This window comes from Pseudomonas carassii (assembly GCF_036324045.1).
Taxonomy (GTDB): domain Bacteria; phylum Pseudomonadota; class Gammaproteobacteria; order Pseudomonadales; family Pseudomonadaceae; genus Aquipseudomonas; species Aquipseudomonas peradeniyensis.
Genome location: NZ_JAZDCT010000027.1, coordinates 36,209 through 61,576 on the forward strand (window position 1 = coordinate 36,209; position 25,368 = coordinate 61,576).

A 25,368-nucleotide genomic window follows, 5' to 3' on the forward strand; every position below is an offset into this window, starting at 1 on the left:
CTGGGCTCGCACTTGATGTTCACCGATCAGGCCCCACGCCGTTCGCGGGGCCGCAGGAGGAATGGTATGGATAAGGAATTGCAAATCCCGCGCATCAAGAAACTCGCCACCACCGGCGTCGGGCATTTCGGCGAAGGCGCGCAGGTGAGTGTGCAAGACCCGCTGTTCCGCGTGGTGGCGGGGCATCCGCTGGACCATGCGGTGGAGCAGGCGACCGTGTTGATGTGTGCGGTGCACAAGATCAGTGATCTGGCGATGGTGGAGACGGATCATCTGCCTACGTTGCTGACGGCGGTGCATTACCTCAGTGGCATGGCCAAGGCGTTGGCCCAGGATGTGAATCATGGGTTGATGGTTGGGCGGGGGGTTGAGTAGGGGGAGGGTATCTGGCTGGGGGCTGGGTGCCTGGGTGGACGCTATCGCGGGGCAAGCCCGCTCCCACGATCCCGCTCCAACAAGTTCACTGCCGCGTTTCGGCTAGCCGCTACGGCGCCAGGTTCACGCCGATACAGCGGCCCTTGGTGGAAAAATCGTTGATCTGCCGCGCCTTGTTCACCGACATCAGGATCGTGCAGCCGCCAGGATGGGCCACGTCGTCCCAGTAGTTGGTATGGACCATCACGTTGCCTTGCATCTCGGCGGTGCTGCCGACCACCTCCTTTTGCACGTAGGTGGTATCGCGGTACCAGCCCAACTGCACCCCAGCGCCGTCGGGCAACGGCTCCATGCGCATGGGCGGGCCGAAGAAGTCGATGGCCTGCTTGGCGTCGCGCCCTTGCCATTGGTTGCCCGCCATCAGCTCCGGCAGGGTCGGGATGCAGCCGGCCAGCGCAGGCAGCAACAGGCCAAGGATCAGCAGAGGGCGCGTGCTCATCGTGGGGTGTTCGCCAGCATGTCGTCCAGCTCCTGCACCGCCTGGCTGTTGGCCTGGACGCCGATTAACTGGATGAACATGGCCTGGATGGTGGCGACCATCTGCGCCGCCGGCATCTTGCCGATCGACAGCATCTGGTTGCGTGCGCGGTTGTCGGGGGCGCAGACGAAGGCGAAGGTGCGCTGCAGCCAGTAGTCCTTTGGTGCGGTCCAGTCTTTGGCGTTGGTTTTCACATCGCGCACGGCGCCGTCGAAGCGACGTATCGCCCGGGCGCTGTCCAGGCGGATCTGGCGCTGTTTGCATTTGACCTGCACCTCGTAGGCGGCGAGGGTTGGGAAGGCCGGGTCTTCGAACAGCTGCATGACCTGGGCCGATTGCACGCCGCCGGGCTTTTGCAGGATGCCGGCGGCATCGGCGACGTAGACCTCGTTGTGCAGGCGTTCGCCTTTGCCGTAGATGATCCAGTAGTCGCCCGAGGCGGGGGCGGCGAGGGCCGGGGTGCTGCAGGTGAGGGCCAGGATGGCCAGCCATTGGCAGAGGGGTGGAAGTTTGTGGCCCATGGAGTCCTTTCCTGTTTTTTTAATCCAGAGGGGACTATACGAGTGCTGGGTGAGGAGGGTCGATTAGGGCGGTTGTGCTAATGGCCAAGGGCTTGTAGCGCGGTGAGGCAGTGGGCAGAGTCTTTGATGGTGGGCAGTTGGATTCGGGATTGTGGATTGAGCGGAAATCGCTGGGACCGCTTTGCGGTCCTTTCGCGACGCAAGGCCGCTCCTACAGGGGGGCGGCGTATGGGTTGGCTGGCAGCTCATGGTCGAAGGGCAGGTTCGGGCCTTTTCGGGAGCAGGTGATTGCTGCGGCATGGATCGCGTAGGTGAGGATTGCATCGATGGTTTCATGGGCGAGCTTCGCCACGCCGGCCGGGCTGTCTGCTCCTAGGCGAGCCAGGTAGGCGAGCACGGCGGCTTGGAAGGTGTCACCGGCGCCGACGGTGTCGCTTACCGGCAACGACGTATCCGCCGGGCGCTGCCATGAACCATGTGCGCAGTGCACGCTGGCTCCGTCTGCGCCATGGGTGATGAAAACCAGTCGGCAGCGATCGTTCAGCCAGCCTCGCGCCACATCACGCGTCTCCCGGCCTGGATAGAGCAAGGCGATGTCTTCCTCACTGGCCTTGATCACATGCGCATGGCCAGCAAACGCTTCCACCTGCCGCCGCCACAGCGCCACATCCGGCTGCGGATTGAGCCGCACATTCGGATCAAGGCTGATCAGCCGCCGGTCCCGCTCGCGCTCCACCAGCGCCATCAGCGTATCGGCCACGGGCTGCACCACCAGGGTGTACGAGCCCACATGGATTCCCCGCACACGCTCATCCAACTCCGGCAGATGCGCCAGCGTCACCTGCCGATCCGCACACCCTTCACCGCGAAACTGATACTGCGCCGAGCCATTGGCATCCAACCCAACCATGGCCAAGGTGGTCGGTGCATCGCTGGTTACCACGTAGCGGCAGTCCACCCGTTCCTCTTCCAGCACCCGGCGTAGCCGGGCACCGAGGTAGTCGCTGGACACCCCACCAAACAACGCCGACGCCACGCCCAACCGGCGCAGGCCGACGGCCACGTTGAACGGCGATCCGCCGGCAATCGCGGTAAACCCCAGCTCGCTGCTGCGGGTGCTGTTTTCCAGGCTGAACACATCGAACAGGGCCTCGCCACACACCAGGTACATGCAGTTCTCCAGAACGAAAGATTAGGGAAGGATACCCGCACTCAGCGCGCAGGCAGTTGCTCCCGGTAGCGTTGATAGACGACCTCGTACTCGGCCTGTTGCGCCGGGCGGGGCAGGGTTCGGGTGCTTTCGTCGAGGGCGACGCAGCGTTTGCACAGGGTTTCCAGGCTGTCGCCCTGGCCCAGCTGGCGACCGAGGCTCCAGGCGGCCTGGATCGCGGCGCCCAGGGCGGCGGCTTCGGTCTGTTGGGGGCATACCACTGGCAGGTCGAGCAGGTCGGCGAGTATCTGGCGCCACAGCGGGCTTTTTGCCGCGCCGCCGACCAGGCGGATTTCGCTGCCTTGGAGGCCGCTGGTACGTAGCAGGTCGAGGCCGTAACGCAGGCTGAAGCAGGTGCCTTCGAGCACGGCGCGGCAGAGGTTGGCGCGGGTCAGATTGGCGCTGGTCATGCCGTGCAGGCTGGCCGTGGCTTCGGGCAGCGCGGGCACGCGTTCGCCATCGAAGAAGGGCAGCATCAACAGGCCGTCGGCACCGATCGGGGCTTGGGCGGCGAGCTCAGTGAAACGCTCGAGGTCGAGCTCCAGCAGGTCGCGCACCAGGGCGCAGGCGCTGGTGAGGTTCATGGTGCAGATCAATGGCAGCCAGCCGCCGCTGGAGGCGCAGAAGGTCGCCACTTCGCCCTGAGCGCTGACGTGGGGCTGGTCGGCGTGGGCGGCCAGGGTGCCGGAGGTGCCGAGGCTCAGGGTGATCATGCCGGGGGCGATATTGCCGGTGCCGATGGCGCCGAGCATGTTGTCGCCGCCGCCAGTGGCCACCCAGGTCTGCGGGCTCAGGTCGAGGGCAGTGGCGGCTTGGTCGCGCAGGGAGCCGATGCAATCGCCGGATGCGACCAACTCAGGCAGCGCCGCCAAAAGACGCTCGCCCGGCTCGATGTGCTGAAGGATATCGGGCGCCCAGGTTCGCCTGTGCACATCGTAGTAGCCGGTGCCGGAGGCGTCGCCGGGCTCCGTGCAGACGCGACCGGTCAGCCAGTAATTCAGGTAGTCGTGGGGCAGCAGGAGATGGGCGAGGCGGGCGTACAGCTCGGGATGATGGCGCTTGGTCCACAGCAATTTGGACACGGTATAGCCCGGTGCGATCACCAGCCCGAGGCGTTCGAGCGAGCCCTGGGCGCCGCCGAGGGCATCGAGCAGTGCCTGGTTCTCGGGCGCGCTCTCGGTGTCGCACCAGAGCTTGGCCGGGCGCAGCACATGGCCCTGGGCGTCGAGCATCACCAGGCCGTGTTGCTGGCCGGATACCGCCAGCGCGCGGATCGCGTGGCCATCCACACCGGCGTCACACAATGCAGCAGCCACCGCCGCTCTCAAGGCATCCAGCCAGTCGGCGGGATCCTGCTCGCGCCGGCCGTCACGGCCCTGGGGCGGCGCGTGGGCAACGCTGCCCAGGCCGAGCACCTGGCCGCTGCCGGCGTCCAGAACCAGGGCCTTGGTGCCCTGGGTGCCGCAGTCGATGCCGAGGAACAATCCGTCCATTTCGAAACACTCCGTGTCAGTCGCCGAGGACCTGGCGCAGGGTTTCACTCACGCCGACTTCGCGCAAGCTGTCGTACAGGCGCTCAAAGGCGCTGACGAAAGCCTTGGACGCTGGGATGGCGCTGCCGAAGATCGCCTCGTCGCCCAGCACACGGGCGGCCAGGCCGTCGCGCTGCACCACCCGGGCCTGGCAATCGGCGGCGCGGGGGTCGGGGATGCTGTAGCGGGTGCCGTGTTCGTCTTCGCCGCGCAGGTACAGGGCCCAGGCAGCCACCACCAGGGCCACGCGCTCCAGCGGCTTGCCGTCGGCGATCAGGCGGTTGGCGGTGGGTACGATGAACTTGGGGAACTTCGACGAGCCGTCGGAGCACACGCGCTCCAGCTGGTCGGCGATGGCGCGGTTGGCGAAGCGTTCGCTGAGGCTTTGCTTGTAACGCTCAAGATCAATACCCGGCACCGGGGCCAGTTGCGGGGTTACGTCCTGGTCCATGAAGGTGTGCATGTAGCGGCGCAGCAGCGGGTCGGCGAGGGTTTCGTGGACGAAGCGGTAGCCCTGCAGGAAGCCCAGGTAGGTGAGGGCGAGGTGGCTGCCGTTGAGCAGCTTGATCTTCATTTCTTCATAGGGGGTGACGTCGCGGGTGAACTGCACCCCGACCTTTTCCCAGGCCGGGCGACCGGCGACGAAGTTATCTTCCACCACCCATTGCAAGAACGGCTCGCACACCACCGGCCAGGCATCCTCGACGCCGTGGCGCTCGCGCAGTTGCTGGCGGTGGGCGGGGCTGGTCATCGGGGTGATGCGGTCGACCATGGCGTTGGGGAAGCTGACGTGGCTGGCGATCCAGTCGGCCAGGTCGGGGTCGAGGCGCTGGGCGAAGGCCAGCAGGGCTTTGCGGGCGACGTCGCCGTTGTGCGGGAGGTTGTCGCAGGACATCACGGTGAACGGGCCGGTGCCGGCGGCGCGGCGCCGGCGCAGGGCTTCGCAGAGGTAGCCGAACACGCTTTGCGGGGATTGCGGGTTGGCCAGGTCGTGCTGGATTTGTGGCAGGTCGGCGCGGAACTCGCCGGTGCTGTCGTCGATGCAGTAGCCGCCTTCGGTGATGGTCAGCGAGACGATGCGGATGCCGGGTTCGGCCAGTTTGGCCAGCAGCGGTTCGGCGCCGCCCTCGGCCAGCAGCATGCCGTTGATGGCGGCGATCACGCGTACCTTGGTGTCGGGCTGGTCGCCCAGTTCGAACAGGGTGTAGAGGTGGTCCTGGCCGGCCAGGGCGTCGCGCATGGCGCGGTCTTCGCTGCGCAAGCCGATGCCGCAGATGGCCCAGTCGAGGCCTTCGCCGCAGTTCATCAAGGCGTCGGTGTAGGCGGCCTGGTGGGCGCGGTGGAAGCCGCCGACGCCGATGTGGACGATGCCCTGGCGTAGCTGGGCGCGGTCGTAGCTGGGGCGGGCGACGGTGGGCGGCAGTTGGCCGAGGTTGTGCTGGTTCAGTTTCATCCTGGAGTCCTTAGGCCGCTTGTTGCAGGCGTTTGTCGAGGGCCTGGCCGTTGCTGTCGAACAGGTGGCAATGGGCGGGATCGAAGGTCAGTTCCAGCGCCTCGCCAAAGGCTGGTGCGAAGTCCCCGCGCACTCGCACGGTAAGCATTTCCCCGGAGGCGGCGCGCATATGGCAATAGCTGTCGCTGCCCAGTCGCTCACTCACATCGGCAGTCACCTGCAATGAGCCTTGGGTACCTTGTCCGGCGCGATCAATGTTCAGATGCTCAGGACGAATCCCCAGTGTCACCTGGCTACCGGTATGCAGCTCCCCCGCGCACAACGGCAGGGCAATGCGGGTGCCGCACTCCAGCGCCACCTCGCACTGGTTGCCCTGGTTACGGCTCAGGTGCCCACGCAGGAAGCCCATCTTCGGCGTCCCCAGAAACCCCGCGACAAACAGGTTGGCCGGATGGTGATACAGCTCCAGCGGCGAGCCGACCTGCTCGATGCGCCCGCCGTTGAGCACCACCACCTTGTCGGCCAAAGTCATCGCCTCGACCTGGTCGTGGGTCACGTAGATCATGGTCGCCGCCAGCTCCTGGTGCAGCCGCGCCAGTTCCAGGCGCATCTGCACGCGCAGGGCTGCATCGAGGTTGGACAGTGGCTCGTCGAACAGGAAGATCTTCGGATTGCGCACGATCGCCCGACCGATCGCCACCCGCTGGCGCTGGCCGCCGGAGAGCTGGCGGGGTTTGCGTTCGAGCAGTGGTTGCAGCTCGAGGATGCGCGCGGCGTTGTCGACCTTGGCGGTGACTTCCTGCTTGCCGACGCCGGCCAGGTCCAGGGCGAAGGACAGGTTCTTGCGCACGGTCATGTGCGGGTACAGGGCGTAGGTCTGGAACACCATGGCCAGGTCGCGCTTGGCCGGGGCGGTGTCGGTGATGTCGGCGCCGTCGAGGGTGATGCTGCCGCTGCTGACCTCCTCGAGGCCGGCGATCAGGCGCAGCAGGGTGGACTTGCCGCAGCCGGAGGGGCCGACGAACACCACGAACTCGCGGTCGTGCACGTCCAGGTCGATGCCCTTGATGATGGCGTGGCCATCGAAGCCTTTGTGCAGGTTGCGGATTTTCAGGTCAGCCATGGGGGGTGTCCTCGGCGAAAGTCGGGGTTGGATGCGGAAATGCCGGGACCGCTTCGCGGTCCTTTCGCGACGCAAGGCCGCTCCTACAGGTAACCGCGATCCCCTGTAGGAGCGGCCTTGTGTCGCGATTGGGCTGCGAAGCAGCCCCAGCAGGCTTGAAGAAAACGCTCATTTCACCGCCCCAAACGAAAGCCCACGCACCAGCTGCTTCTGGCTGATCCAGCCAAAGATCAGAATCGGCGCGCAGGCCAGGGTCGAGACGGCCGAGAGCTTGGCCCAGAACAGCCCTTCAGGGCTCGAATAGGAAGCCACCAGCGCCGTCAACGGCGCGGCGGCGGACGAGGTCAGGTTCAGCGACCAGAACGCCTCGTTCCAGCACAAAATCAACGACAGCAGCAAGGTCGAGGCCAGCCCGCCGCGGGCGATCGGCAGCAGCACGCGGACGATCTCCTGCCAGGTGCCGGCGCCATCCAGCCGCGCGGCCTCGAGGATGTCCACGGGGATGTCCTTGAAGTAGGTGTACACCATCCACACCACGATCGGCAGGTTGATCAGGGTGTAGACGATGATCAGCGCCAGGCGCGAATCCAGCAGGCCGAACTGCTTGGCCAGCAGGTAGATCGGCATCAAGACGCCCACCGGTGGCAGCATCTTGGTCGACAGCATCCACAGCAGCGTGCGCTTGGTGTGGCGGGTTTCGAAGAAGGCCATCGAGTAGGCCGCCGGCACCGCGATCAGCATGCACAGCAGGGTCGCCGAGAACGAAATCAGCACCGAGTTCCAGGCGTAGGCGAAGTAGTCGCTGCGCTCGTTGATGTGCAGGTAGTTCTCCAGCGTCGGCGCAAAGAGGAACTGCGGCGGCGTGGCGAAGGCGTCCAGCTCGGTCTTGAAGCTGGTCAGCAGCATCCAGAAAATCGGGAAGAAGATCACCAGGGCGATGGCCCAGCACAGCAGGCCGAGCAGCGCGTTCTTCAGGGTGCGGGTTTGCTTGAGTGTCAGCATGGCGGGCTCCTCAGCTGCGCGCGGTGAGGTTCTTGCCGATCATGCGGACCAGCACGATGGCGGCGATATTGGCGATCAGCACGGCGATCAGGCCACCGGCCGAGGCCATGCCGACGTCGAACTGCAGCAGCGCCTGGTTGTAGATCAGGTAGGCGAGGTTGGTGGACTCGTAACCCGGGCCGCCGCTGGTGGTGGTGAAAATCTCGGCGAACACCGAGAGCAAAAAGATCGTCTCGATCATCACCACCACGGCGATCGGCCGGGCCAGGTGCGGCAGGGTCAGGTGCCAGAAGATCGCCAAGGGGCCTGCGCCATCCAGGCGGGCGGCTTCCTTCTGTTCCTGGTCCAGCGACTGCATGGCGGTCATTAAGATCAGGATGGCGAACGGCAGCCACTGCCACGACACGATCAGGATGATCGACAGCAGCGGGTAGTGCGCCAGCCAGTCCACAGGTTGTGCGCCGAACAGGCGCCACACGGCGGCGAGAATCCCCGACACCGGGTGGAAGATCAGGTTCTTCCACAGCAGCGCGCTGACCGTGGGCATGATGAAGAACGGCGAGATCAGCAGCACCCGCACCACGCCGCGGCCCCAGAACTCGCCGGCCTCCAGCAGCGCGGCGATCAGCACACCGAGCACCACGCTGATCGCCAGCACGCTGCCGACCAGGGTCAGGGTGTTGAGGGCGCCGGGCATGAAGCCGGCGTCGGTGACGAAGAAGGCGAAGTTCTCAAGGCCCACGAACTGGTTTTCACCGGGGTACAGCAGGTTGTAGCGGATCAGCGAGAAATACAGGGTCATGCCCAGGGGCACGATCATCCACAACAGCAGCAGCGCCACCGAAGGGCTGACCAGGAACCAGCCGGGGCCGACGCGGCGTTTGCCGGGGCGCGCGGTGGCGAGGCTCGGGGTGTCGAGGGCCGATGTGTTCATGGCGACTCCGTGTGCATCGGAAAGGGGCGGTTACCGCGCCGGAGGACGGCGCGGTCTACGGCGGTGCGAGCTACTTGGGGTAGCCGGCGCGCTTCATCTCGCGTTCGGTGGACTGCTGGGCCGAGGCCAGCACTTGGTCCACTTTCATCTGCCCGGTCAGCGCGGCGGAAAACAGCTTGCCGACCTGGGTACCGATGGCCTGGAACTCGGGGATGGTCACCAGCTGGATGCCGACGTAGGGCACGGGCTTGAGGGTGGGGTGGTTGGGGTCGACGCGCTTGAGCGATTCCAGGGTCACCTTGGCGAACGGCGCGGCGGCCAGGTACGCATCGCTGTAGGTCGAGGCACGGGTGCCCGGTGGCACGTTGGCCACGCCTTCCTGCTCGGCCACCAGCTTGCCGTAGGCCTCGGAGGTGGCCCAGGTGGCGAAGGTCCTGGCGGCTTCCTTGGCCTTGGAACTGGTGGGGATCGCCAGTGCCCATGAGTAGAGCCAGGTGGCGCCCTTGTCGGTGACTTCCTTGGGCGCGAAGGTGAAGCCAACCTGGTCGGCGACCTTGCTCTGGGTCTTGTCGGTGACGAACGAGCCGGCGACGCTGGCATCGACCCACATCGCGCACTTGCCACTGTTGAACAGCGCGAGGTTTTCGTTGAAGCCGTTGCTGGAGGCGCCGGGCGGGCCGTATTGCTTGAGGGTGGTCACATAGAAATTCAGCGCGTTCTTCCACTCGCTGCCGCTGAACTCGGGTTTCCATTGCTCATCGAACCAGCGCGCGCCGAAGGCGTTGGCCACCGTGCCGATCAGCGCCATGTTCTCGCCCCAGCCGGCCTTGCCGCGCAGGCAGATGCCGTACTGGCCCTGGTCGGGATGGTTGAGTTTGGCGGCGAACTCGCCGAGCTGGGTCCAGGTGGGTTGCTCGGGCATGCTCAGCCCGGCTTTTTCGAACAGGTCCTTGCGGTAGTAGGTGATCGAGGCTTCGGCGTAGAAGGGCAGGGCGTACAGCGTGCCGTTGGCCGAGAGGCCGTTGCGCACCGAGGGGAATACATCCTCGAGGTTGTAGTCGGCGGGCAGGTCGGTCATCGGTGCCAGCCAGCCCTTGGCGCCCCACAGCGCGGCTTCGTACATGCCGATGGTCAGCACGTCGAACTGGCCGCCCTGGGTGGCGATGTCGGTGGTCAGGCGCTGGCGCAGCACGTTCTCTTCGAGCACCACCCATTTGAGCTGGATGTCCGGGTGCTGCTGCTCGAACACCTTGGCCAGGCGCTGCATGCGGATCATGTCGTTGTTGTTGACCGTGGCGATGGTCAGGGTCTCGGCGGCCTGGACGTGCAGCGGCAGGCTGAGGCAGGCGGCGGCCAGGCAGGCCTTGATCGAGTCGTTCATCGGTGAACTCCCTCGGGGAAGACGTTATTGTTTTTGTGTCGCTCGCTGCCGATTACACCGTTGTGCGACGACGCCGACAAAGCCTCGCCTGCACCTGGACTGATACTTTTTTGCTGTATGCACGCCCCCTGTAGGAGCGGCCTTGTGCCGCGAAAGGGCTGCGCAGCGGCCCCGGCGATTGATGCGTTAACGCCGAAACCCTGGGGCCGCTGCGCGCCCCTTTCGCGACACAAGGCCGCTCCTACAGGAGATTGCGTACGACGTTCAGCCCCGGTTCTGCTCGGTCAGCCGCTGCGTCACCAGGCTGCGGTAGTCGGAGGGCGTCATCCCCTTGAGCTGCAAAAAACGCCGGTTGAAGTTCGACAGGTTGCTGAACCCCGACTCGAAGCACACCTCGGTCACCGGCAGCTCGCCCTTGGCCAGCAGCTCGCACGACTTGCTCACCCGCAGCCGGTTGACGAACTCGACAAAGCCACGCCCGGCGGCCTGCTTGAAAAACCGCGAGAAGTAGGTGGGCGTCATCCCCAGATGCTCGGCCACCTCGTTCTGGCTCAGGTCCTGGGCGTAGTGCTGGAAGATGTAGTCCACCGCCCGGTTGATGCGCTCGACGTTGTGCTCGTCGGCCAGCTGCGAGGAGGTGACGGTGGACAGCAGCTGGTAGTCCTCACAGGCGGCCAGCTGCTCCATGAGGATAAAAAAGTATCCCAGGCGGGTCATGCCGCGGCTGTCGGCGATGCGTTGCAGCAGGTGGCGGCTCTCGCGGATCAGCGCCGGGTCGCGGAACTCGATGCCGTAGCGTGCCCGGGCCAGCAGTGGGGCGAGCTGGGTGAGCTCGGAGAACACCTGGCTGCCGTCTTCAAGCACCTCGTCGGTGAAGTTGACCAGCATGTCGCGCTTGCCCACCACCTCGTCGGGGCCGACCTGGCTGATCCAGTTGTGCGGCAGGTTGGGGCCGGTGAGGAACAGCGTGTCGGGGGCGAAGTTGCCGATGTAGTCGCCGATGAACACCTTGCCGGCGCTGGCGACGATCAGGTGCAGCTCGTATTCCTTGTGGAAATGCCAGCGCACCAGCGGGCTGGGGAAGCCGTGCTGGCGGTAGATCAGCGAGGCGCCTTCGTGGTCGTCCATCAACTCGTAGGACGGGTCGGTGACTTTGCTGGTTCTGGGCATGGCGGTGGCTGGGCCTGATGGGGCGAGATGTCATCGTAGCCTGAAGTGGTCGAGCGGGGCAGAGGGGCCCGTGCCCGCGTCAAGGCAGGCCCAGGGTTCTGCTGATGGCCTTTAGCCTGTAATCTGGCTCCTCTGTAATATTCGGGCAAGGATTGCGTAGGAATGTTTTCGTTTACCCAGGATAAAAGTCTCGTCGTCGACCTTGAAGTCAGGCCCGCCAGGTCGGGCAAGCCGGAGGAGATCTTCAAGGTCGGTGCGCTGCGCAAGAACCCGGACAGCGAGCTCGAATGCGATGTGAACAAGGACCTGGCCCAGGTGCTGGCCAAGGTCGATGACCTTGCCGAAGGCGCCGACTACCTGCTGGGCCACAACCTGATTGCCCACGACCTGCGCATCCTGCGCCAGCAGGCGTCGAACATGCTGTTGCACGGCCTGCCGAACATCGACACCTTGCGTCTGTCGCCACTGGCCTTTCCGCGCAACCCCTACCACCGGCTGGTGAAGGACTACAAGCTGGTGCGCGACACACTCAACTCGCCGCTGGCCGATTGCCGCCTCACCCTCACCTTGTTCAACGATCAGCGTCAGGCCTTTGCCCAACTGCAGCAAACCGAGCCCGCTGAGTTGCTCTGCTACCAGGCGCTGCTGGCGCCCACGGCGGCGGCGGATGCCGGCGGCCTGTTCAAGGCCCTGACTGGCCGGGAGTCGGTGACGCTGGAAGAAATCGGGCCGCTGATCGCCCAGCAGATGAAGGAGAGCGACGCCCAGGCCAATCGTGACCTGAAGGTGTGCCGAACGCGCCTGGACAAGCTGCTGGCCGAAGACCTGCACGATCCCGACATGCACCTGCCAATGGCCTATGTGCTGGCCTGGTTGCGGGTGTCCGGGGGCAACTCGGTGCTGGCGCCCTGGGTGCGACACCAGTTCCCCAAGGTCGGCGCGCTGATCCGTGAATTGCGCGATGTGCCTTGTGGCCGCGACGATTGCCAATACTGCCTCACCACCCATGACCCGCGTCATGAACTCAGGCGTTATTTCAACTATCCGGATTTTCGCCTGGAGGCGTCGGGCAAGCCGCTGCAGCATGACATCACCCTGGCCGGCATGCGTGGCCAGCATGTGCTGGCGGTGCTGGCCACCGGTGGCGGCAAGTCGCTGACCTACCAGATTCCGGCGCTCAATCGCTACCACCGCAATGGCAGCCTCACGGTGATTGTCTCGCCGTTGCAATCGCTGATGAAGGACCAGGTCGACGGCCTGTTGAAGAAGGGCGTGCATTGCGCGGCGGCGTTCAACGGCTTGCTCAACATGCCCGAACGCACGGATGTGCTGGAGAAGATCCGCCTGGGGGACATCGGCATACTGCTGGTGTCGCCGGAGCAGTTTCGCAACAGGGCTTTCTGCAGCGCCATCGAGCAACGCGAGGTGGGCGGCTGGGTCTTCGACGAAGCCCACTGCCTGTCCAAGTGGGGCAACGACTTCCGCCCCGACTACCACTATGCCGTGCGCTATATCGCTCAGTACCACGGTGCGCGCAAACCGGCGCCCATCGGCTGCTTTACGGCCACGGCCAAGCCGGAGGTGCTGGCGGATATCCGCAGTCACTTCAAGAGCGTACTGCGGGTTAAGTTCGCTGAGTTCCTCGGCAGCCACGAACGCACCAACCTGACCTTTGAAGTGATGCGCTGCGATCGCGGCGAAAAGGCGTCGCGGGTGCATCGCCTGCTAGAGGAGTACCTTGAGGAGCAGGCGGGCGCGGCGGTGGTGTTCGTGGCCAGCCGCAAGGCGGCGGAACACCTGGCGGAGTTTCTGGCGCATCAGGGACTCAATTGCCGACACTTCCATGCCGGGATGGATGCGGCGGACAAGCTCGAAGTCCAGGGGCTATACAAGAACGGCGAGATCCAGACCATCGTCGCCACCAATGCCTTCGGCATGGGGGTGGACAAGGAGGATATCCGCCTGGTGGTGCATGCCGACATTCCCGGCTCGCTGGAGAACTACCTGCAGGAGGCCGGCCGGGCAGGGCGTGACCAGCTGCCGGCGCACTGCGTGTTGCTGTACGACCCGCAGGACATCGAGACCCAGTTCGGCCTGTGCGAGCGTGCCTGCCTGAGCCTGCGGGATATCCAGCAGATCCAGAAGAAACTCAACGGCGAGTCGAAGCGCCGGGGTGGCGGCAAGCTGGTGATCACGGCGGGCGAAATCCTCATGGACGACAGCGTGCAGACCTCGTTCGACGCCGATGTCCAGGATGCCGAAACCAAGGTGGTCACGGCGGTCGCCTGGCTAGAACGTGGCGGCTACCTGACGCGAGAAGAGAACCACACGCAGATCTTCGCCTCCAAGGTGGATGTGCCGCTTGAGGAGGCCAAGCGCGCGCTGGGCGCATCGGAGCTGACGGAACGCCGCCAGGCGGAGTACCTGGCCATCCTGGGCTACCTGCGCAAGGCCAGTCCTGCGGAGCGTGTCGATATCCAGAAACTGGTGGACCTCACCAGCCTGGAACCCCAGGAGGTCGGCCATGTGCTCAAGGACCTGGAAAAGCGCGAGTTGCTGGTGAGCGACACCCAGTTCACGGCGGTGCTCAGCTATGGCCAGGCCGATGCCTCGCCGCAGCTGCTGCAGCAGCTGCTGGAGCTCGAGCGGGCGCTGCTGGAGACCCTGGCCGAGCAAGCGCCCGATGCGCCGGGCGCGGGATGGCAGGACATCAACGTGACGGCGCTGACCTCGGTGCTCAAGACCCGCCTCGGGCGCACCAACCTGCTGCCCCTGCATGTGTTGCGCCTGCTGCGCGGGCTGTCGCCGGATCGTGATGCGATTGCCGGGCGGCGCAACAACAGTTTCGACCTGCGCCAGCTCAGCCACGAGTACATCAAGGTACGATTCCAGCATGACGAAGGTTGGGCCGGCCTGAAGGCCGTCAGTGAGACGCGCGGCATCATCGCCACGAAGCTGTTGAGCCACCTGGTCCGAAAACTGCCCAAACGGGGCAAGAACCAGTTGGCCGAAGCCACCTTCGGTGAACTGGTCGGGCTGATCGAGCAGGATCTGGAACTGCGCGACCGGGTCGCGGACAAGCGCGACAGGTATGTCGAGCGGGTGCTGTTGTTCCTGCACCGCCAGGAGGTATTCAGCCTCAACCACGGCATGACCGTGATGCGCCGGGCCATGACCATCAAGGCCGATCCGCAGCGTGGTCGCTTCCTCAAGGACGACTACCAGGGCCTCGACGAGCATTACCGCGAAAAGCGTATCCAGGTGCATGTGATGCGCGAGTATGCCGAGTGCTGGCTGCAGGAGCCGAGGGCTGCCTACCAGCTGGTCGACGACTACTTCACGGCGAACAAGGCGGATTTCCTCAAGGACTATTTCGCCGGTCGCGAGTCGGTGCTCAAGTATTCCACCAGCGAGGCGTCGTGGCGGATGATCGTCGAGGACCTGAGCGATACCCAGCGCGGTATCGTCACCGACGATCTGGATAGCAACAGACTGGTGCTTGCCGGGCCCGGTTCGGGCAAGACACGGGTCATCGTGCACCGTATCGCCTACCTGTTGCGGGTGCGCCGGGTGCCTGCCAGCGCCATCGTCGCGCTGACCTTCAACCGCCATGCCGCCAACGAGATCCGCAAACGCCTGCTGGCACTGGTGGGTGCCGATGCCTATGGGGTCAGCGTGATGACCTACCACAGCCTGGCCATGCGCCTGACGGGTACGCGCTTCCAGCGCGGCGACGAGGTGGATGAAACCACGCTGGGCAATCTGATGCAGGACGCGGTGAGACTGCTTGAAGGTTCGCTGGTGGTGAACGCCGATGATGAAGAAGAGGTGACCCAGGAAGAACTCGACGATGCCCGCGCCAATCTGCGTGCGATGCTGCTGCGCGGCTACCGGCATATCCTGGTGGACGAGTATCAGGACATCGACGAACTGCAGTACCGGCTGGTCAGTGCCCTGGCCGACCGGGGTTCGCCCGATGACGCCAAGCCCTGCATCATGGCCGTGGGCGACGATGACCAGAACATCTACGCGTTTCGCGATACCAACAACCGCTATATCGAGGCATTCCGCAAAGACTACGAGGCCCAGGAAGCCTTCCTCGTGGAGAACTACCGCTCCAGTGCCTGCATCATCGCGGCGGCCAACCACCTGATCGGCCTCAACGGCCAGCGACTGAAGCTCGGCAATCCCATTTCGATCGACGCGCGGCGTCGGGACGACCCGCCGGGTGGCGAGTGGCAGGCCCTGGATCCTCAGCGCCGTGGCCAGGTGTTGCGCCTGAGCGTCGATCCGGCCGATCGGCCGTTCGGCAACCGCCAGGCCCAGGCCGCGCTGCAGGAGCTGCAACGTCTGCTGGCGCTCGAGAACGGTGTTTGGCAGGGCTGCGCGGTACTCGCTCGCAATCACCGATACCTGCTGGCAGTCCAGGCCTGGTGCGAGCACAACGGCGTGCCGTATCACCTGGCGTCGGACAAGGACAGTGGTCTGCCGCCCACCCGCCAGCGCGACTTCGTGGCGGTGATTGACTGCCTCGCGCAACTGGCCGAGCCCCTGGCCGTCGATCAGGCGTGGCAGCGGGTGCGGACTCTGCTCGATGAGTATTCGACGGCCTTTTTCGAGGCGGCCTTCGAAGAGCTGCGGGTCGAGTTCGGTGAATTCCAGGTGAAGCCTGCGACGATCAGCCAGAGCCTGTACGACTATGTGCGCGAGATGCGCCGGCAGGCGGGCAACGGCCTGTATCTGGGAACCGCGCATTCGGCCAAGGGCCTGGAGTTCCGCCATGTGGTGCTGTTGGACGGGGGCTGGGTCGACAAGCAGGAGACGCTCGAAGAGGAGCGTCGCTTGTACTACGTCGGCATGACCCGTGCCGAGCAGACCCTGACCTTGTGCGAGTTCACTGTGGACAACCTCTTCAGTGGGTGCCTGCCCTCGAGCATCCCGCGTCAGGTTTTCGCGGGATGTCACGACCCGCTCCTCGACAGGCGCTACCAGCAACTGAGCCTGAAGGATGTCAATCTTGGCCATGTGGGGCGTCACGCCGAAGGTGACGACATCCATGCGCGGGTGCGTGACTTGCGCCCTGGCGCACCACTGACACTGAGGCCTCAGGGTGAGAGCTACCTGATCCTCAATCAGTGGGGGCAGGTGGTCGGACGAACCGCCAAGTCCTTCGCGCCGGGATTCTCGGTCGAGCGATGTGAAGTGGCCGATATCGTCGTGCGCTACCGGGAGGAAGGCAGCGAGGAGCACTGGGACAAGTACCCCTGCCAGCGTTGGGAAGTCGTGGTGCCGCGTATCTGTGGCATGCCTGGTTAGTGCGGGCATGCCACAGGGGGGATCGAGGCGACCCGGGGCTGCTGGCAGGCCAGCCCCGGTGTGGTCGGTGGAATGAGCCTGCTGATGCATGAGGCGTCTGCTGGCAATGATCCTGGTGATTTATGTAGGTCCTACAGCCATTCTTCCGTTGTTTATGTAGTCCTTTTCCTAAAGGCACCTTTTCCCTCCGGTAGCCCGTTGTAGCGGATTGGCGCTGGCTTTAGTCTCGGCCTGCTCGTCGCGCTTCACCCGTCGGAACAGGCCGGACCACTGGGCAGCTTACTGCGCAGGGATCGCGCGGTCTGGTCTGGCGGTTCCGGAGGATGAACCGCGACGGGCTCTTTCTTTTTCCAGGGGGGCAAGGTCATGGACAAGGACGAACACGCAAAGGGCACTGGCGACCTCAAGATCGTCAGCCTGGTCGGCCGCACCAAGCGATACTCGGTGCGCGACTGGGTGCAGGCGATCCCGGGGTTGCCGACCGAGGACGTGCTGCAGGAAACAACGATCATCCTGGGCTGCATCACCGGGCTGACCTACCAGGCGCTGAGCCAGCCCAAGGAGGCACAGACGCTGATGCGGGCGACGTATTACCTCAGCGGCATGGCCAAGGCGATGATCGATGGGCAGTTGCCGGTGAGGCAGGAGCAAGGCGACAGTTGAATGTCGGCGTAACGGCAAGGGCCGCTTTCGAGCAATCGAAAGCGGCTTTTTTCGTCTGGGTGTCGCACGTGGCGTGGCACCGGATCACCAGCAAAGCGGGTGCCAGATGCCACCGCCCCGCAGCAGCCTCAACTCACTCCGGCCAACCGCTTGATCTGCTCGGCAAAGTCCTTCTCGGCAATCTTCACCTCCACCAGCACCGGCCGATCCACCACCCTCAGCAACTGCGGCAGCAGCCGTTCCAGCTGGTCCACCGTCTCCACCCGGTAACCTAGTGCGCCATAGCCAGTGGCCAGCGCCGTATAGTCCAGCCCGGGCAGGGTGTCGAACGGCGCGACCTCACCCGCCGGGGTGAACGCCGCGGGGTCGACGAACGCCTGCTCGATCGCATACACCTGGTTGCTCATCACGAACACCACGGCATTGACCTTGTTGCGCGCCAGCGCCGCCAGCGACTGGCTGACCATCATGAAGCCGCCGTCGCCGGCCACCACCACCGGGCGCTGGCCGCTGCCCAGGGCCACGCCCAGGGCGCAGCCGGTCTCGTGGCCGAGCGAGCCCCAGATGGCGTCGGAGATGAAGCTGCCGCGGGGCATGCCATTGATGTTGCTGGCCACGTACAGCGACGAGCTCTCGCCGAGGATCAGTGTGCTGCTCTGCCACAAGCGATGCTCCTGGGCAAAGTTCACCAGGCTGTCGAAGAAGCTCGCGTAGCTCAGCGCGCTGGGCACCGCGCCGCTGCCCAGCAGTGGGCGCGAGGCGGCCAGGGCCGCGCCCGGGCGCGGGAACTGGGTGTCCACCTTCAGGGCCTTGAGCAGGGCGTCGACGTAGTCGGGCAGGCGCACGTTGGGGTAGTAGTCGGCGCCGGCGCGGGCCAGTTCGCAGTTCACCTGGACGATCTGGCCGTAGCGGGCCTTGAGCAGGTCCAGGTAGTCGTCGGTGAAGATCACGCCGATGGCCAGGATGCAGTCGCAGGCATCCACCCGGGCCGAGGTCTCCGGGCGCGAGGCGGGGCCGGCGTAGGTGCCGATGAAGGGCGCCTGGCTTTCGTCGAGCACGGTCTTGGCGTCGAGGGTGGTGGAGAAGGGCAGGCCGCAACTCTCGATCAGGCGCTGCACGGTGTCCTGCAGGCCGTAGCGGATGATCTCCACGCCCAGCAGCACCAGGGGCTGGTGCGCCGTCGCCAGGCGCTGCACGCTGGCCTCGACCAGGCTCTGCAGGGCCTGGGGATTGGACGGGCGCGGGGCCGGGGTCAGCTGGCCGTGAGGGCGGCTGACCTCGGCGCCCCAGATGTCCTGGTAGGCCTCCAGGTAGATGGGCTGGCGGTGGGTGAGGGCGGCGATCAGCGCGTTGTCGATCTGCCACGGCGCGCGGTGCGCGTCGGACAGGATCTCGCAGGCCACGGTCACCTGCTCCAGCACGTTGCGGTCGGCCTCGAAGTTGCCGGTGGAGTGGTGGAACAGCACGTTCTGGGCATTGGCCTTGAGGCGGTCGCAGGTCGAGGGGCTGGCGGAAATCACCACCACCGGGTTGCGCTCCACATAAGCTCCGGCGATGGCGTTCACCGCGCTGAAGGTGCCCACGCCGTACTGCAGCGACACCGCGCCCAGGCCGTGCACCCGGGCGTAGCCGTCGGCGCTGTAGGCGGCGCCCATCTCGTAGATCTCGCCCACGGCCTCGATGCCGTCAAAGGCATCCAGCGCGCTCATGAAGTTCGAGCAGTAGTCCCCCGGCACCTGGAACACCTTGTCCAGGCCCAGCTCCTTGAGGCGGGTCAGCAGGTAATCGGCGACGGTGAAGAGGCTCATTGCTTGATCCCCGCGCAGATGGTCTGGGTGATGCCTTCAAGCACTTGCGAGGGATGCGTGGGCATCGGCGGCGTGGTGTAGTCGATCTCTTCCGGCGCCGGGGTCGGCAGCAACTGGTAACCGGCGGGGAGCCAGTCGGGGCGGGGCAGCTCGAAGAACTCCTGCAGCGCGGACTCGGCAGTGGTCAGCGCGCCTTCGACCCAGCCCTGCCCGTAGGAATAGGCCTCGCCGACGATGAACACCTGCTGGTCCTTCACCGGGTGGCGCATCTTCTGGATGATCAGGTCCAGGCGGTAGTTGGCCTTCCACTCGTGCCAGCCACCGCCGAACGGGTCGGCGTCCCAGGCGTGGTACACCGCCGAGTAGGGCGCCGGCAGCTCGACCTGCGCGTGCAACTGGGTGACCTGGCGTTGGGCGATGCGCACCATCTCGTCGCTGATCTGGAACTGTGTGCGCGGCACCACGGCGTCGCTGGCGATGCGGCCTTCGAGGCTGCGCGGGGTGTAGCCGACGAACTCGGGGCCGTCTTCCAGGCCTTTCCAGAACGGCACGGTGCCGATGTCGTTGTAGGAGGCCATCAACAGCGAGTTGTAGGTCTGTTCGCCGCCGGGCTGCTCGCACTCGGTGCCCATGTAGTAGCACTGGCGGATCGGCAGGTCGGTGACCGAGCGCCCGGCCACCAGGCCCAGGTTGCGCCACCAGGGTTGCTCGTAGGCGAGGAACATCTTGAACGCCGACTGCACCAGCACCGAGCCGAGGTTGTCCTTGAGCCACGGGTCGTCGAACAGCGGCGAGTCGATCAGCTCCAGCGAACGGCGCGGCAGGGCGAGGATCACCTGGCGGGCGTGGATGATGTCCTCGCCTTCGAGGTCGTGGGTCTTGCCGTTGATGGTCTCGGTGTGGCGCAGGTGCAGGCGGTAGGGGTACTCGGTGTCGTCGCTGTAGCTCAGGGCGGCCAGGCGGCGGTTCATCTGAATGCGCTGGTCGGCGGGCACCAGGCCGCCGGCCTGTTCGGTGAAGCGCCGGGCCAGGGTCAGCGGCAGGCTCTGGAAGCCATCCTTGAGCGTGCGGAACACGGTGGCATCGCTGTACTCGGTGGCCGGCAGCTGGGTCACGGCGCTGGCGTTGGCGACGTTCGCCTCGTAGCCGCCGGCGTCCTTCATGAACTGGTAGCCCTCGTTGCTCAGCACGCGGTAGAGCAGGTCCCAGAAGCCGTAGCGCCAGATCGGCTTGCCGAACACCTGCACTTGCATCTGCTCGGCCAGGCTCAGCTTGTCGAAGCCGGGGTAGATGCTGTTCATCACGTTGACCTGGAGGTCTTCGGGGTTGTAGCCGCGTTCGGTCCAGCCCAGGTCGTAGGGGATCTTGTGCGGCGCTTCGATGAAGTCGCGGAACCGGAAGCGCTGGCCACGCAGGTAGAACAGGTTGTCCTTGGCGCCGATTGGGGCGTCCTTGGGCAGCTCGTTGCCCATGGGGAAGTCCTGGCTCGGCAGGCCCAGGTGCTGCACCAGCGTGTCGACCATCACATGGCCGTCAGCGCCGGGCATGTAGCGCATGCCACCGACTTCGGCGACCACGTTGGGCAGACCGGGCAGCTTGACGCTGAACAGCCTCCCGCCGATGCGATCGCCATATTCGAACAACTGGATACGCTGGCTGTCGCCGTGGGCCTGTTGCAGGCGCCAGGCGCTGTAGGTACCGGAGACACCGCCGCCGATGATGGCGACGTCCAAGGGTTGGGGCTGGCTCATCGCAAATTCCCTTTTGTTGTGTGTGGGCAAGGAAATCCATGTGACGAGCCAGTATTGTCGAGGTTTGCTGGAATGCCAGTTTGCCATCATCGAATTTATGGATGGCCGTTCATAGCGTGATTGCAGGTCTGTATAGGTGGGTTCCGACAAGGGCTGCCAGCAACCATTCAGACTTCCGACTGTGCCTCCATGAACTCGTCGATCCAAGGTGTGATGTCGATCCCATCGGAGGTGGCGAGCAACGCTGGACTGATGCGCCAGTGCAGGTTGCCATTACCCGGCACGTTCACTCGCTGGATCAGTTGCACGTCCTCCAGTACGGCTGCCAGTTTGCTGGTGTCGGGTGGGTTGCAGCCGCTGCTTGCGATGAAATAGGCACGCCCCAGGCCAAGCGCAGCATTCGGTTGGCGAGCCTTGACGGCGTGATTGGCCAAAGGAAAAGGCGCTCCCTTCAGGTTCGCGCGCAAGTAATCAAGCGTGGCGTTGATCGTTGCGATTGGAAACAGCCGCCCTGGCTGGGTTCTGATGCCCTTGGGGGTGATGCGGTAATGAAAACTGACGCTGTGGCCTTTCGTCGTGCATTCATGCCAGTCGTCATCCAAGGTTGCCACTGCCTGGCGCCGTCTTGTCTTCACCTCGGACGGGGCAGCGCTGGCGCAGATCGGCAAGTCATAACCGATCATGAACAGTGCAGCCTCCAAAGCGCGCAGTCGTGTTTGTGCAGGCAGTCTGGCGAACTGGCTGGTCTTGGCATTCTCGTGTGACAGCACCGCTTCCAGAAGCCAGCTCGCATGCATGTTCCACTGCGCGTGCAACGCCCCGGACTTCAAACGCTGGAAGACCAGCCCCGCACTGGAAGGGTTGCGCCATTTCGGATTGGCGGCGTCCGGCGCGTTCTTTGCCGGTGCCCAGGGGAAGTCCAGTGCCGCCGGGACCGTCGTCAGTTGCCTGTCCTGGCAGAACAAGGTCACTGCCCATCCCAACGCCGCGGCCACACGGCTGTCGTAGATGATCAGGCTTCGGCAGAGCAACGAATAGACCTTGGTCATCCCGGCATTGAAACGCAGCGAGTGCGCAAGGGTGTCGATGTTTCCCGAGTCCAGCGCATCGCGCACTTCGATCAGCGTCTGTGCCAAGCCTGTCTGATTGGCGTGCAGCCAGCGCACATTGCCCGCCTGCACACCGCCCCAGCCCATCACTCCAGTGGTCGCGGCGCAGGCAGCAGTATCGTCTGATCGTGGGGTAAGCGCGCGTTGCAAGGCGCTCTTCCACTTGTCGAGGTCGACCGCGTTGTCATCGAAGGAGGTGCCCGTCGACGCAGGCCAGGTGTACTGGCGGTAGGCGTCATGAAGACTGGCGCACTGCCAGGGCCCGGTACGGCGGTTGTGGTAGCGGTGGGCGAGAGTGCCGTTGTCCAGGTTGTCGGCCAGCCATTCGATGAATGGCTCGACCATGGGACGTTTCAGGTAATCGGTTCGAAGCATCTTCTGGTCCATGTCATCGGTTTGCGTGTATTTGCTGGCGACTGGCCTGTTCATCCAAGGCTTTACAGACCTGGAGGTTCACCTCGACGAACTCGCTCCAGGTGTAGGTATTCGCGTAATGCCGTTGATACTGCCGATCTACCTGGCAGATCTCGGGCCGGTTGGCGTAGATCGTGCATTGTCGGCTGGCCGTGTCATGGTGCCGGCAGGTACCGTCGCCGCGGTCGAGGAAACGGGTTTCCTCGGCCAGGTGCACGTTACGGCAGCACAAACCACACTTGTTGCATGGAAAGGCGGGTAACGTCATATCAGTGAGGCCAGCCATTGACGTGTGCTGGCGCTGTTGCCAGCCTCGAAGGGCAGCTCGATATCGCGTTTGGCCACTTCTTCTCGCAGCACTTGGCTGCGCTGCAGTTCGTCGTTACAGGCCGTCAGTGTCAGGGCGAACGCCTCCTGTTCCGCGACATCCAGGTTGAACTCGAGCAGGCTCAGTTCGGTGAGGTAGCGATCCAGCTCTGCATTCACCGCCTGGAAGTGCTGGATTGCATCGGCATGGGGCATGATCGATTCGACGAATGCCCAAAGTTTGAGCCCCATCGGGCTGTGCAGTAGCACATAGTTCAGGCCGAGGGTAACCACGCCGGTGAGCAGTGCGCTGGCGAAGGCGGCCAACTCACTGCCGAACGGGAAGCTGCACAGTGGCAGCAGATGGGTATGGGCCATGGTTCCCACCGCTGTGGCAGCCCCCAGGGACATCAGGCTGGTGATCGCCTTGCACAGGTCGACGAAGCCCAGTTTTTCTGGGTTGAAGATCATCAGCTTGATCGCCTTGACCAGCTGGCTCCAGACTTCGCGGATGATCTTGATCGCCATGACCTTGGTGGTCGCGAACACGTTGAACAGGGTGGTGGTGGCGCTGGCCATGATGCCGGCGAAGACGCCATCCTTGAAGGCGATGAGAAAGTCCGTGAAGCGCTTCTGTACCCGCTCCCAGATGCCCTTGAGTGTGGCATTGACGCTATCGATGAAGATCTCGAAGTCGAAACGGTTCTTGAGTTTGTCGAGCAGGGCTGGCAGTTGGCCGCGCAGTTCGAACCACACTTCGGCCAGCACCAGGCCGAGCATCTGCCGGGTGCCCATCTGCCAGCCGTTCTTCAGCGACGCAGAGGCTGTCTGCTCCCAGAACTTGCTGCTGGTGTAGTAGGCGCGGTTGATCTGCTCGTTGTAAGGCGCGCGGGCGGCCTCGTCGCGTTTGCGCATTTCCTGAGGGTCGATCGCCTTGAGTGTTTCGATCTTGCTCGCTTCCTTGCGGATCTTGTCTTCCAGTTGTCGTGCCTGGTGTTGCTCTTGCGGTGTATCGCGTGGCAGCTTGGCCAGACGCTGGCGGTTGCTGGCCAGTTTCCTCTCGTGTTCGTAAATCAGCCCAGGCAGACCATCCAGATAATCGTTGATGGGCCTCTGTCCTTTGGACTTGTTGATGCTCTCGTGGGTGGTCTGCAGGTTGCTGCTCTGGTTGGCCAGCATCACGCCGTCGAGCCCGGCCAGCTTGCGGCCGGCATCATCATGAATCGTCTTCGCGCTGATGACGTGATCAAGGTTGCGCTTTTGCGAGGGCGCGAGCGTAGCGTTGCGGTAGGGGTCGTGCAGCTCGCCTGCCTGGTGCACGGACTTGTCCCGCGCGCCCGTGGCGATGTAATTAGCGTGGCTGTGGTACGGGTCCGGGTCATAGGCGCCACGCTGCTCGTAGTTCTGCTTCTCCTCATCGGTTGCCCAGATGTTGTTGCGGACGTTATGGATGGTGTTCACATCGCCACCGTCCTTGTCCTGAAACAGCAGGAAGTCCAGGCCAAAGCTGGTGGCCAAGCTGTTGACCACGGTCTTTTCGAGCTCTTCGGCCCAAGGATAGTCTTTTGCGGCAGCGTGCATGATAAGGTCCATGAATTCAGGGAAGTGGCAGGGGAGGTTGGCCCCCCCTTGAGGCGTCAGGCCGGCTCGACTTCGTCGGCTTCGGCGCTGGCCTTGACCATCACCTTGTCCAGTTCGCTTTCGTTAAGGATCATCGAGCCATCCTTGTCCAGATCCATGGTCGGGACGCCGTCTTCGTTCTTGACGATTTCACCGTTGGCTTTCTTGAGCTTGAAGATTGGCGTGGTGATGACGTTCACCAGGATGCTGGCCAGCATGTAGCCGTTCTCGATGGTGCGTACGATCGAGTCGTTGAACTTGGCCAACTCCGCAGCTGTATCTACATTGCGGCCCTTGAGGTCCTCCAGGAAGCTGTCGATGCCCTTGAGGTTGTCGAAGTACTGGTTGAATTGGGCGAAGATGGCCATCAGCGATCGGCGGATCTTGCGCACGTAATGTTCGGTTTCCTTGAGCATCTCGGTGGCCCGGACGAGCTTCTCAATGGCGCCGGCCACCTCCTGAGCGACCTTGTGGGCATTCCTCAGTGCTTCTTCGCCATGGCTGTTGTAGGCCCAGCCGGCAATCGCCAGCACCGGTGCTGCCACCGCAGCTCCCAGGATCGCTGTACCGCCGGCAATACCTAGGCCTCCGGTGGCCAGTGAGCCTCCACCGATGGCCGCGAGGGTGGCGTTACTGGCTGCTACACCTGCCAGCGATGAAATCGCGGTGCCGGTTGACGCTGCGCCCAGGGCCATCACCCCACCGTATACGGCGAAGCCTGCTGCGGCGCCTGCGGTCCCCGCGCCGGCAACGGTACCCAGCACACCCACGGCCGTGTAGCTGTAGCCATCGACCTTCTGCAGGTTGTGCCGGGGGATGTTGACTTCAAGTTTGTGCTGGCGGCCGGTGTTCAGCTGTTCCATCAGCTTGTCGGCCAACGTCTTGAACTCAGCGAAGCTCTGACCGATCTCGAGTTCTTTCTTGCCCAGGTTGTCGAGGGCGTAAGTGGTGTTGGTCTCTTGTTCGTCGAAGGGCTGTTTCTTCGCGTCATAGCGCTTCTGGGCATCCTCGACAATCAGGTCGGCCTCCGAATGGCGTTGGTAACCGTCGTAGCCTTTCTTGGCACCGTAGGCGGCGGTAACCAGGGCGGCGGCGCCGAGAATCAGTGGAAGCGGCATGGCAATGTCCTTTTGTTGGCGTAG

19 protein-coding genes are annotated in these 25,368 nt (G+C 64.3%); 3 read left to right on the forward strand and 16 right to left on the reverse strand.

Annotated elements, in window-relative coordinates:
- The first annotated feature begins 66 nt into the window (after positions 1-66).
- Positions 67-375 (forward strand): DUF3077 domain-containing protein, encoded by a 309-nt coding sequence (locus V0R62_RS19005; protein WP_330104825.1) that lies wholly within the window; start codon positions 67-69, stop codon positions 373-375.
- Between the two features lie 109 nt (positions 376-484).
- On the opposite strand, the gene V0R62_RS19010 is transcribed toward V0R62_RS19005, so the two are convergent.
- From V0R62_RS19010 to V0R62_RS19055, 10 genes are all read right to left on the reverse strand, one after another.
- The gene (locus V0R62_RS19010) at positions 485-874 is read right to left on the reverse strand and encodes a hypothetical protein (protein WP_330104826.1); all 390 of its coding nucleotides are present in this window, start codon (positions 872-874) and stop codon (positions 485-487) included.
- Positions 871-1,434 carry a hypothetical protein gene (locus V0R62_RS19015; RefSeq protein ID WP_330104827.1) on the reverse strand — a complete coding sequence of 188 codons (564 nt, stop codon included), beginning with the start codon at positions 1,432-1,434 and terminating at the stop codon, positions 871-873. Before V0R62_RS19015 ends, V0R62_RS19010 begins: the two co-directional genes overlap by 4 nt.
- A gap of 211 nt (positions 1,435-1,645) precedes the next feature.
- Positions 1,646-2,605, reverse strand: a complete 960-nt coding sequence (locus V0R62_RS19020; RefSeq protein WP_330104828.1) for a carbohydrate kinase family protein — start codon at positions 2,603-2,605, stop codon at positions 1,646-1,648.
- 41 nt (positions 2,606-2,646) lie between these two features.
- Positions 2,647-4,137, reverse strand: a complete 1,491-nt coding sequence (gene xylB, locus V0R62_RS19025) for a xylulokinase (protein WP_330104829.1) — start codon at positions 4,135-4,137, stop codon at positions 2,647-2,649.
- Between the two features lie 16 nt (positions 4,138-4,153).
- Entirely contained in the window at positions 4,154-5,629 is a 1,476-nt protein-coding gene (locus V0R62_RS19030) for a mannitol dehydrogenase family protein (protein ID WP_330104830.1), read from the reverse strand.
- A 10-nt stretch (positions 5,630-5,639) separates the two neighbouring features.
- Positions 5,640-6,752, reverse strand: coding sequence for an ABC transporter ATP-binding protein (locus tag V0R62_RS19035; protein ID WP_330104831.1), 1,113 nt, complete (start codon positions 6,750-6,752; stop codon positions 5,640-5,642).
- A 168-nt stretch (positions 6,753-6,920) separates the two neighbouring features.
- The gene (locus V0R62_RS19040) at positions 6,921-7,754 is read right to left on the reverse strand and encodes a carbohydrate ABC transporter permease (protein WP_028692024.1); all 834 of its coding nucleotides are present in this window, start codon (positions 7,752-7,754) and stop codon (positions 6,921-6,923) included.
- Positions 7,755-7,764: 10 nt separating this feature from the next.
- On the reverse strand, positions 7,765-8,688 hold the full coding sequence (locus V0R62_RS19045) for a carbohydrate ABC transporter permease (RefSeq protein WP_011533228.1): 924 nt from the start codon (positions 8,686-8,688) through the stop codon (positions 7,765-7,767).
- Positions 8,689-8,758: 70 nt separating this feature from the next.
- Positions 8,759-10,069, reverse strand: coding sequence for an ABC transporter substrate-binding protein (locus tag V0R62_RS19050; protein ID WP_330104832.1), 1,311 nt, complete (start codon positions 10,067-10,069; stop codon positions 8,759-8,761).
- A gap of 264 nt (positions 10,070-10,333) precedes the next feature.
- Positions 10,334-11,239, reverse strand: coding sequence for an AraC family transcriptional regulator (locus V0R62_RS19055; RefSeq protein ID WP_330104833.1), 906 nt, complete (start codon positions 11,237-11,239; stop codon positions 10,334-10,336).
- Between the two features lie 162 nt (positions 11,240-11,401).
- Here V0R62_RS19055 and V0R62_RS19060 point away from each other — a divergent pair, with 162 nt between their 5' ends.
- Both V0R62_RS19060 and V0R62_RS19065 read left to right on the forward strand, forming a co-directional pair.
- Positions 11,402-16,555 carry a RecQ family ATP-dependent DNA helicase gene (locus tag V0R62_RS19060; protein WP_330104834.1) on the forward strand — a complete coding sequence of 1,718 codons (5,154 nt, stop codon included), beginning with the start codon at positions 11,402-11,404 and terminating at the stop codon, positions 16,553-16,555.
- Positions 16,556-16,921: 366 nt separating this feature from the next.
- A complete protein-coding gene (locus V0R62_RS19065; protein ID WP_330104835.1) occupies positions 16,922-17,218 on the forward strand; it encodes a DUF3077 domain-containing protein in 297 nt (98 codons plus the stop codon).
- A 128-nt stretch (positions 17,219-17,346) separates the two neighbouring features.
- Here V0R62_RS19065 and V0R62_RS19070 read toward each other — a convergent pair whose 3' ends face one another.
- The 6 genes from V0R62_RS19070 to V0R62_RS19095 form a co-directional block, all read right to left on the reverse strand.
- Entirely contained in the window at positions 17,347-19,026 is a 1,680-nt protein-coding gene (locus V0R62_RS19070) for an alpha-keto acid decarboxylase family protein (protein WP_330104836.1), read from the reverse strand.
- Positions 19,023-20,777 carry a flavin monoamine oxidase family protein gene (locus V0R62_RS19075; RefSeq protein WP_330104837.1) on the reverse strand — a complete coding sequence of 585 codons (1,755 nt, stop codon included), beginning with the start codon at positions 20,775-20,777 and terminating at the stop codon, positions 19,023-19,025. The genes V0R62_RS19070 and V0R62_RS19075 overlap by 4 nt, the downstream gene beginning before the upstream one ends.
- A gap of 167 nt (positions 20,778-20,944) precedes the next feature.
- Complete coding sequence (locus V0R62_RS19080) at positions 20,945-22,273, reverse strand: hypothetical protein (protein WP_330104838.1); 1,329 nt, start codon at positions 22,271-22,273, stop codon at positions 20,945-20,947.
- A gap of 1 nt (position 22,274) precedes the next feature.
- Entirely contained in the window at positions 22,275-22,586 is a 312-nt protein-coding gene (locus tag V0R62_RS19085) for a YkgJ family cysteine cluster protein (RefSeq protein ID WP_330104839.1), read from the reverse strand.
- Entirely contained in the window at positions 22,565-24,187 is a 1,623-nt protein-coding gene (locus V0R62_RS19090) for a hypothetical protein (protein WP_330104840.1), read from the reverse strand. Before V0R62_RS19090 ends, V0R62_RS19085 begins: the two co-directional genes overlap by 22 nt.
- Before the next feature lie 56 nt (positions 24,188-24,243).
- A complete protein-coding gene (locus V0R62_RS19095) occupies positions 24,244-25,344 on the reverse strand; it encodes a hypothetical protein (protein WP_330104841.1) in 1,101 nt (366 codons plus the stop codon).
- Positions 25,345-25,368: the final 24 nt, after the last annotated feature.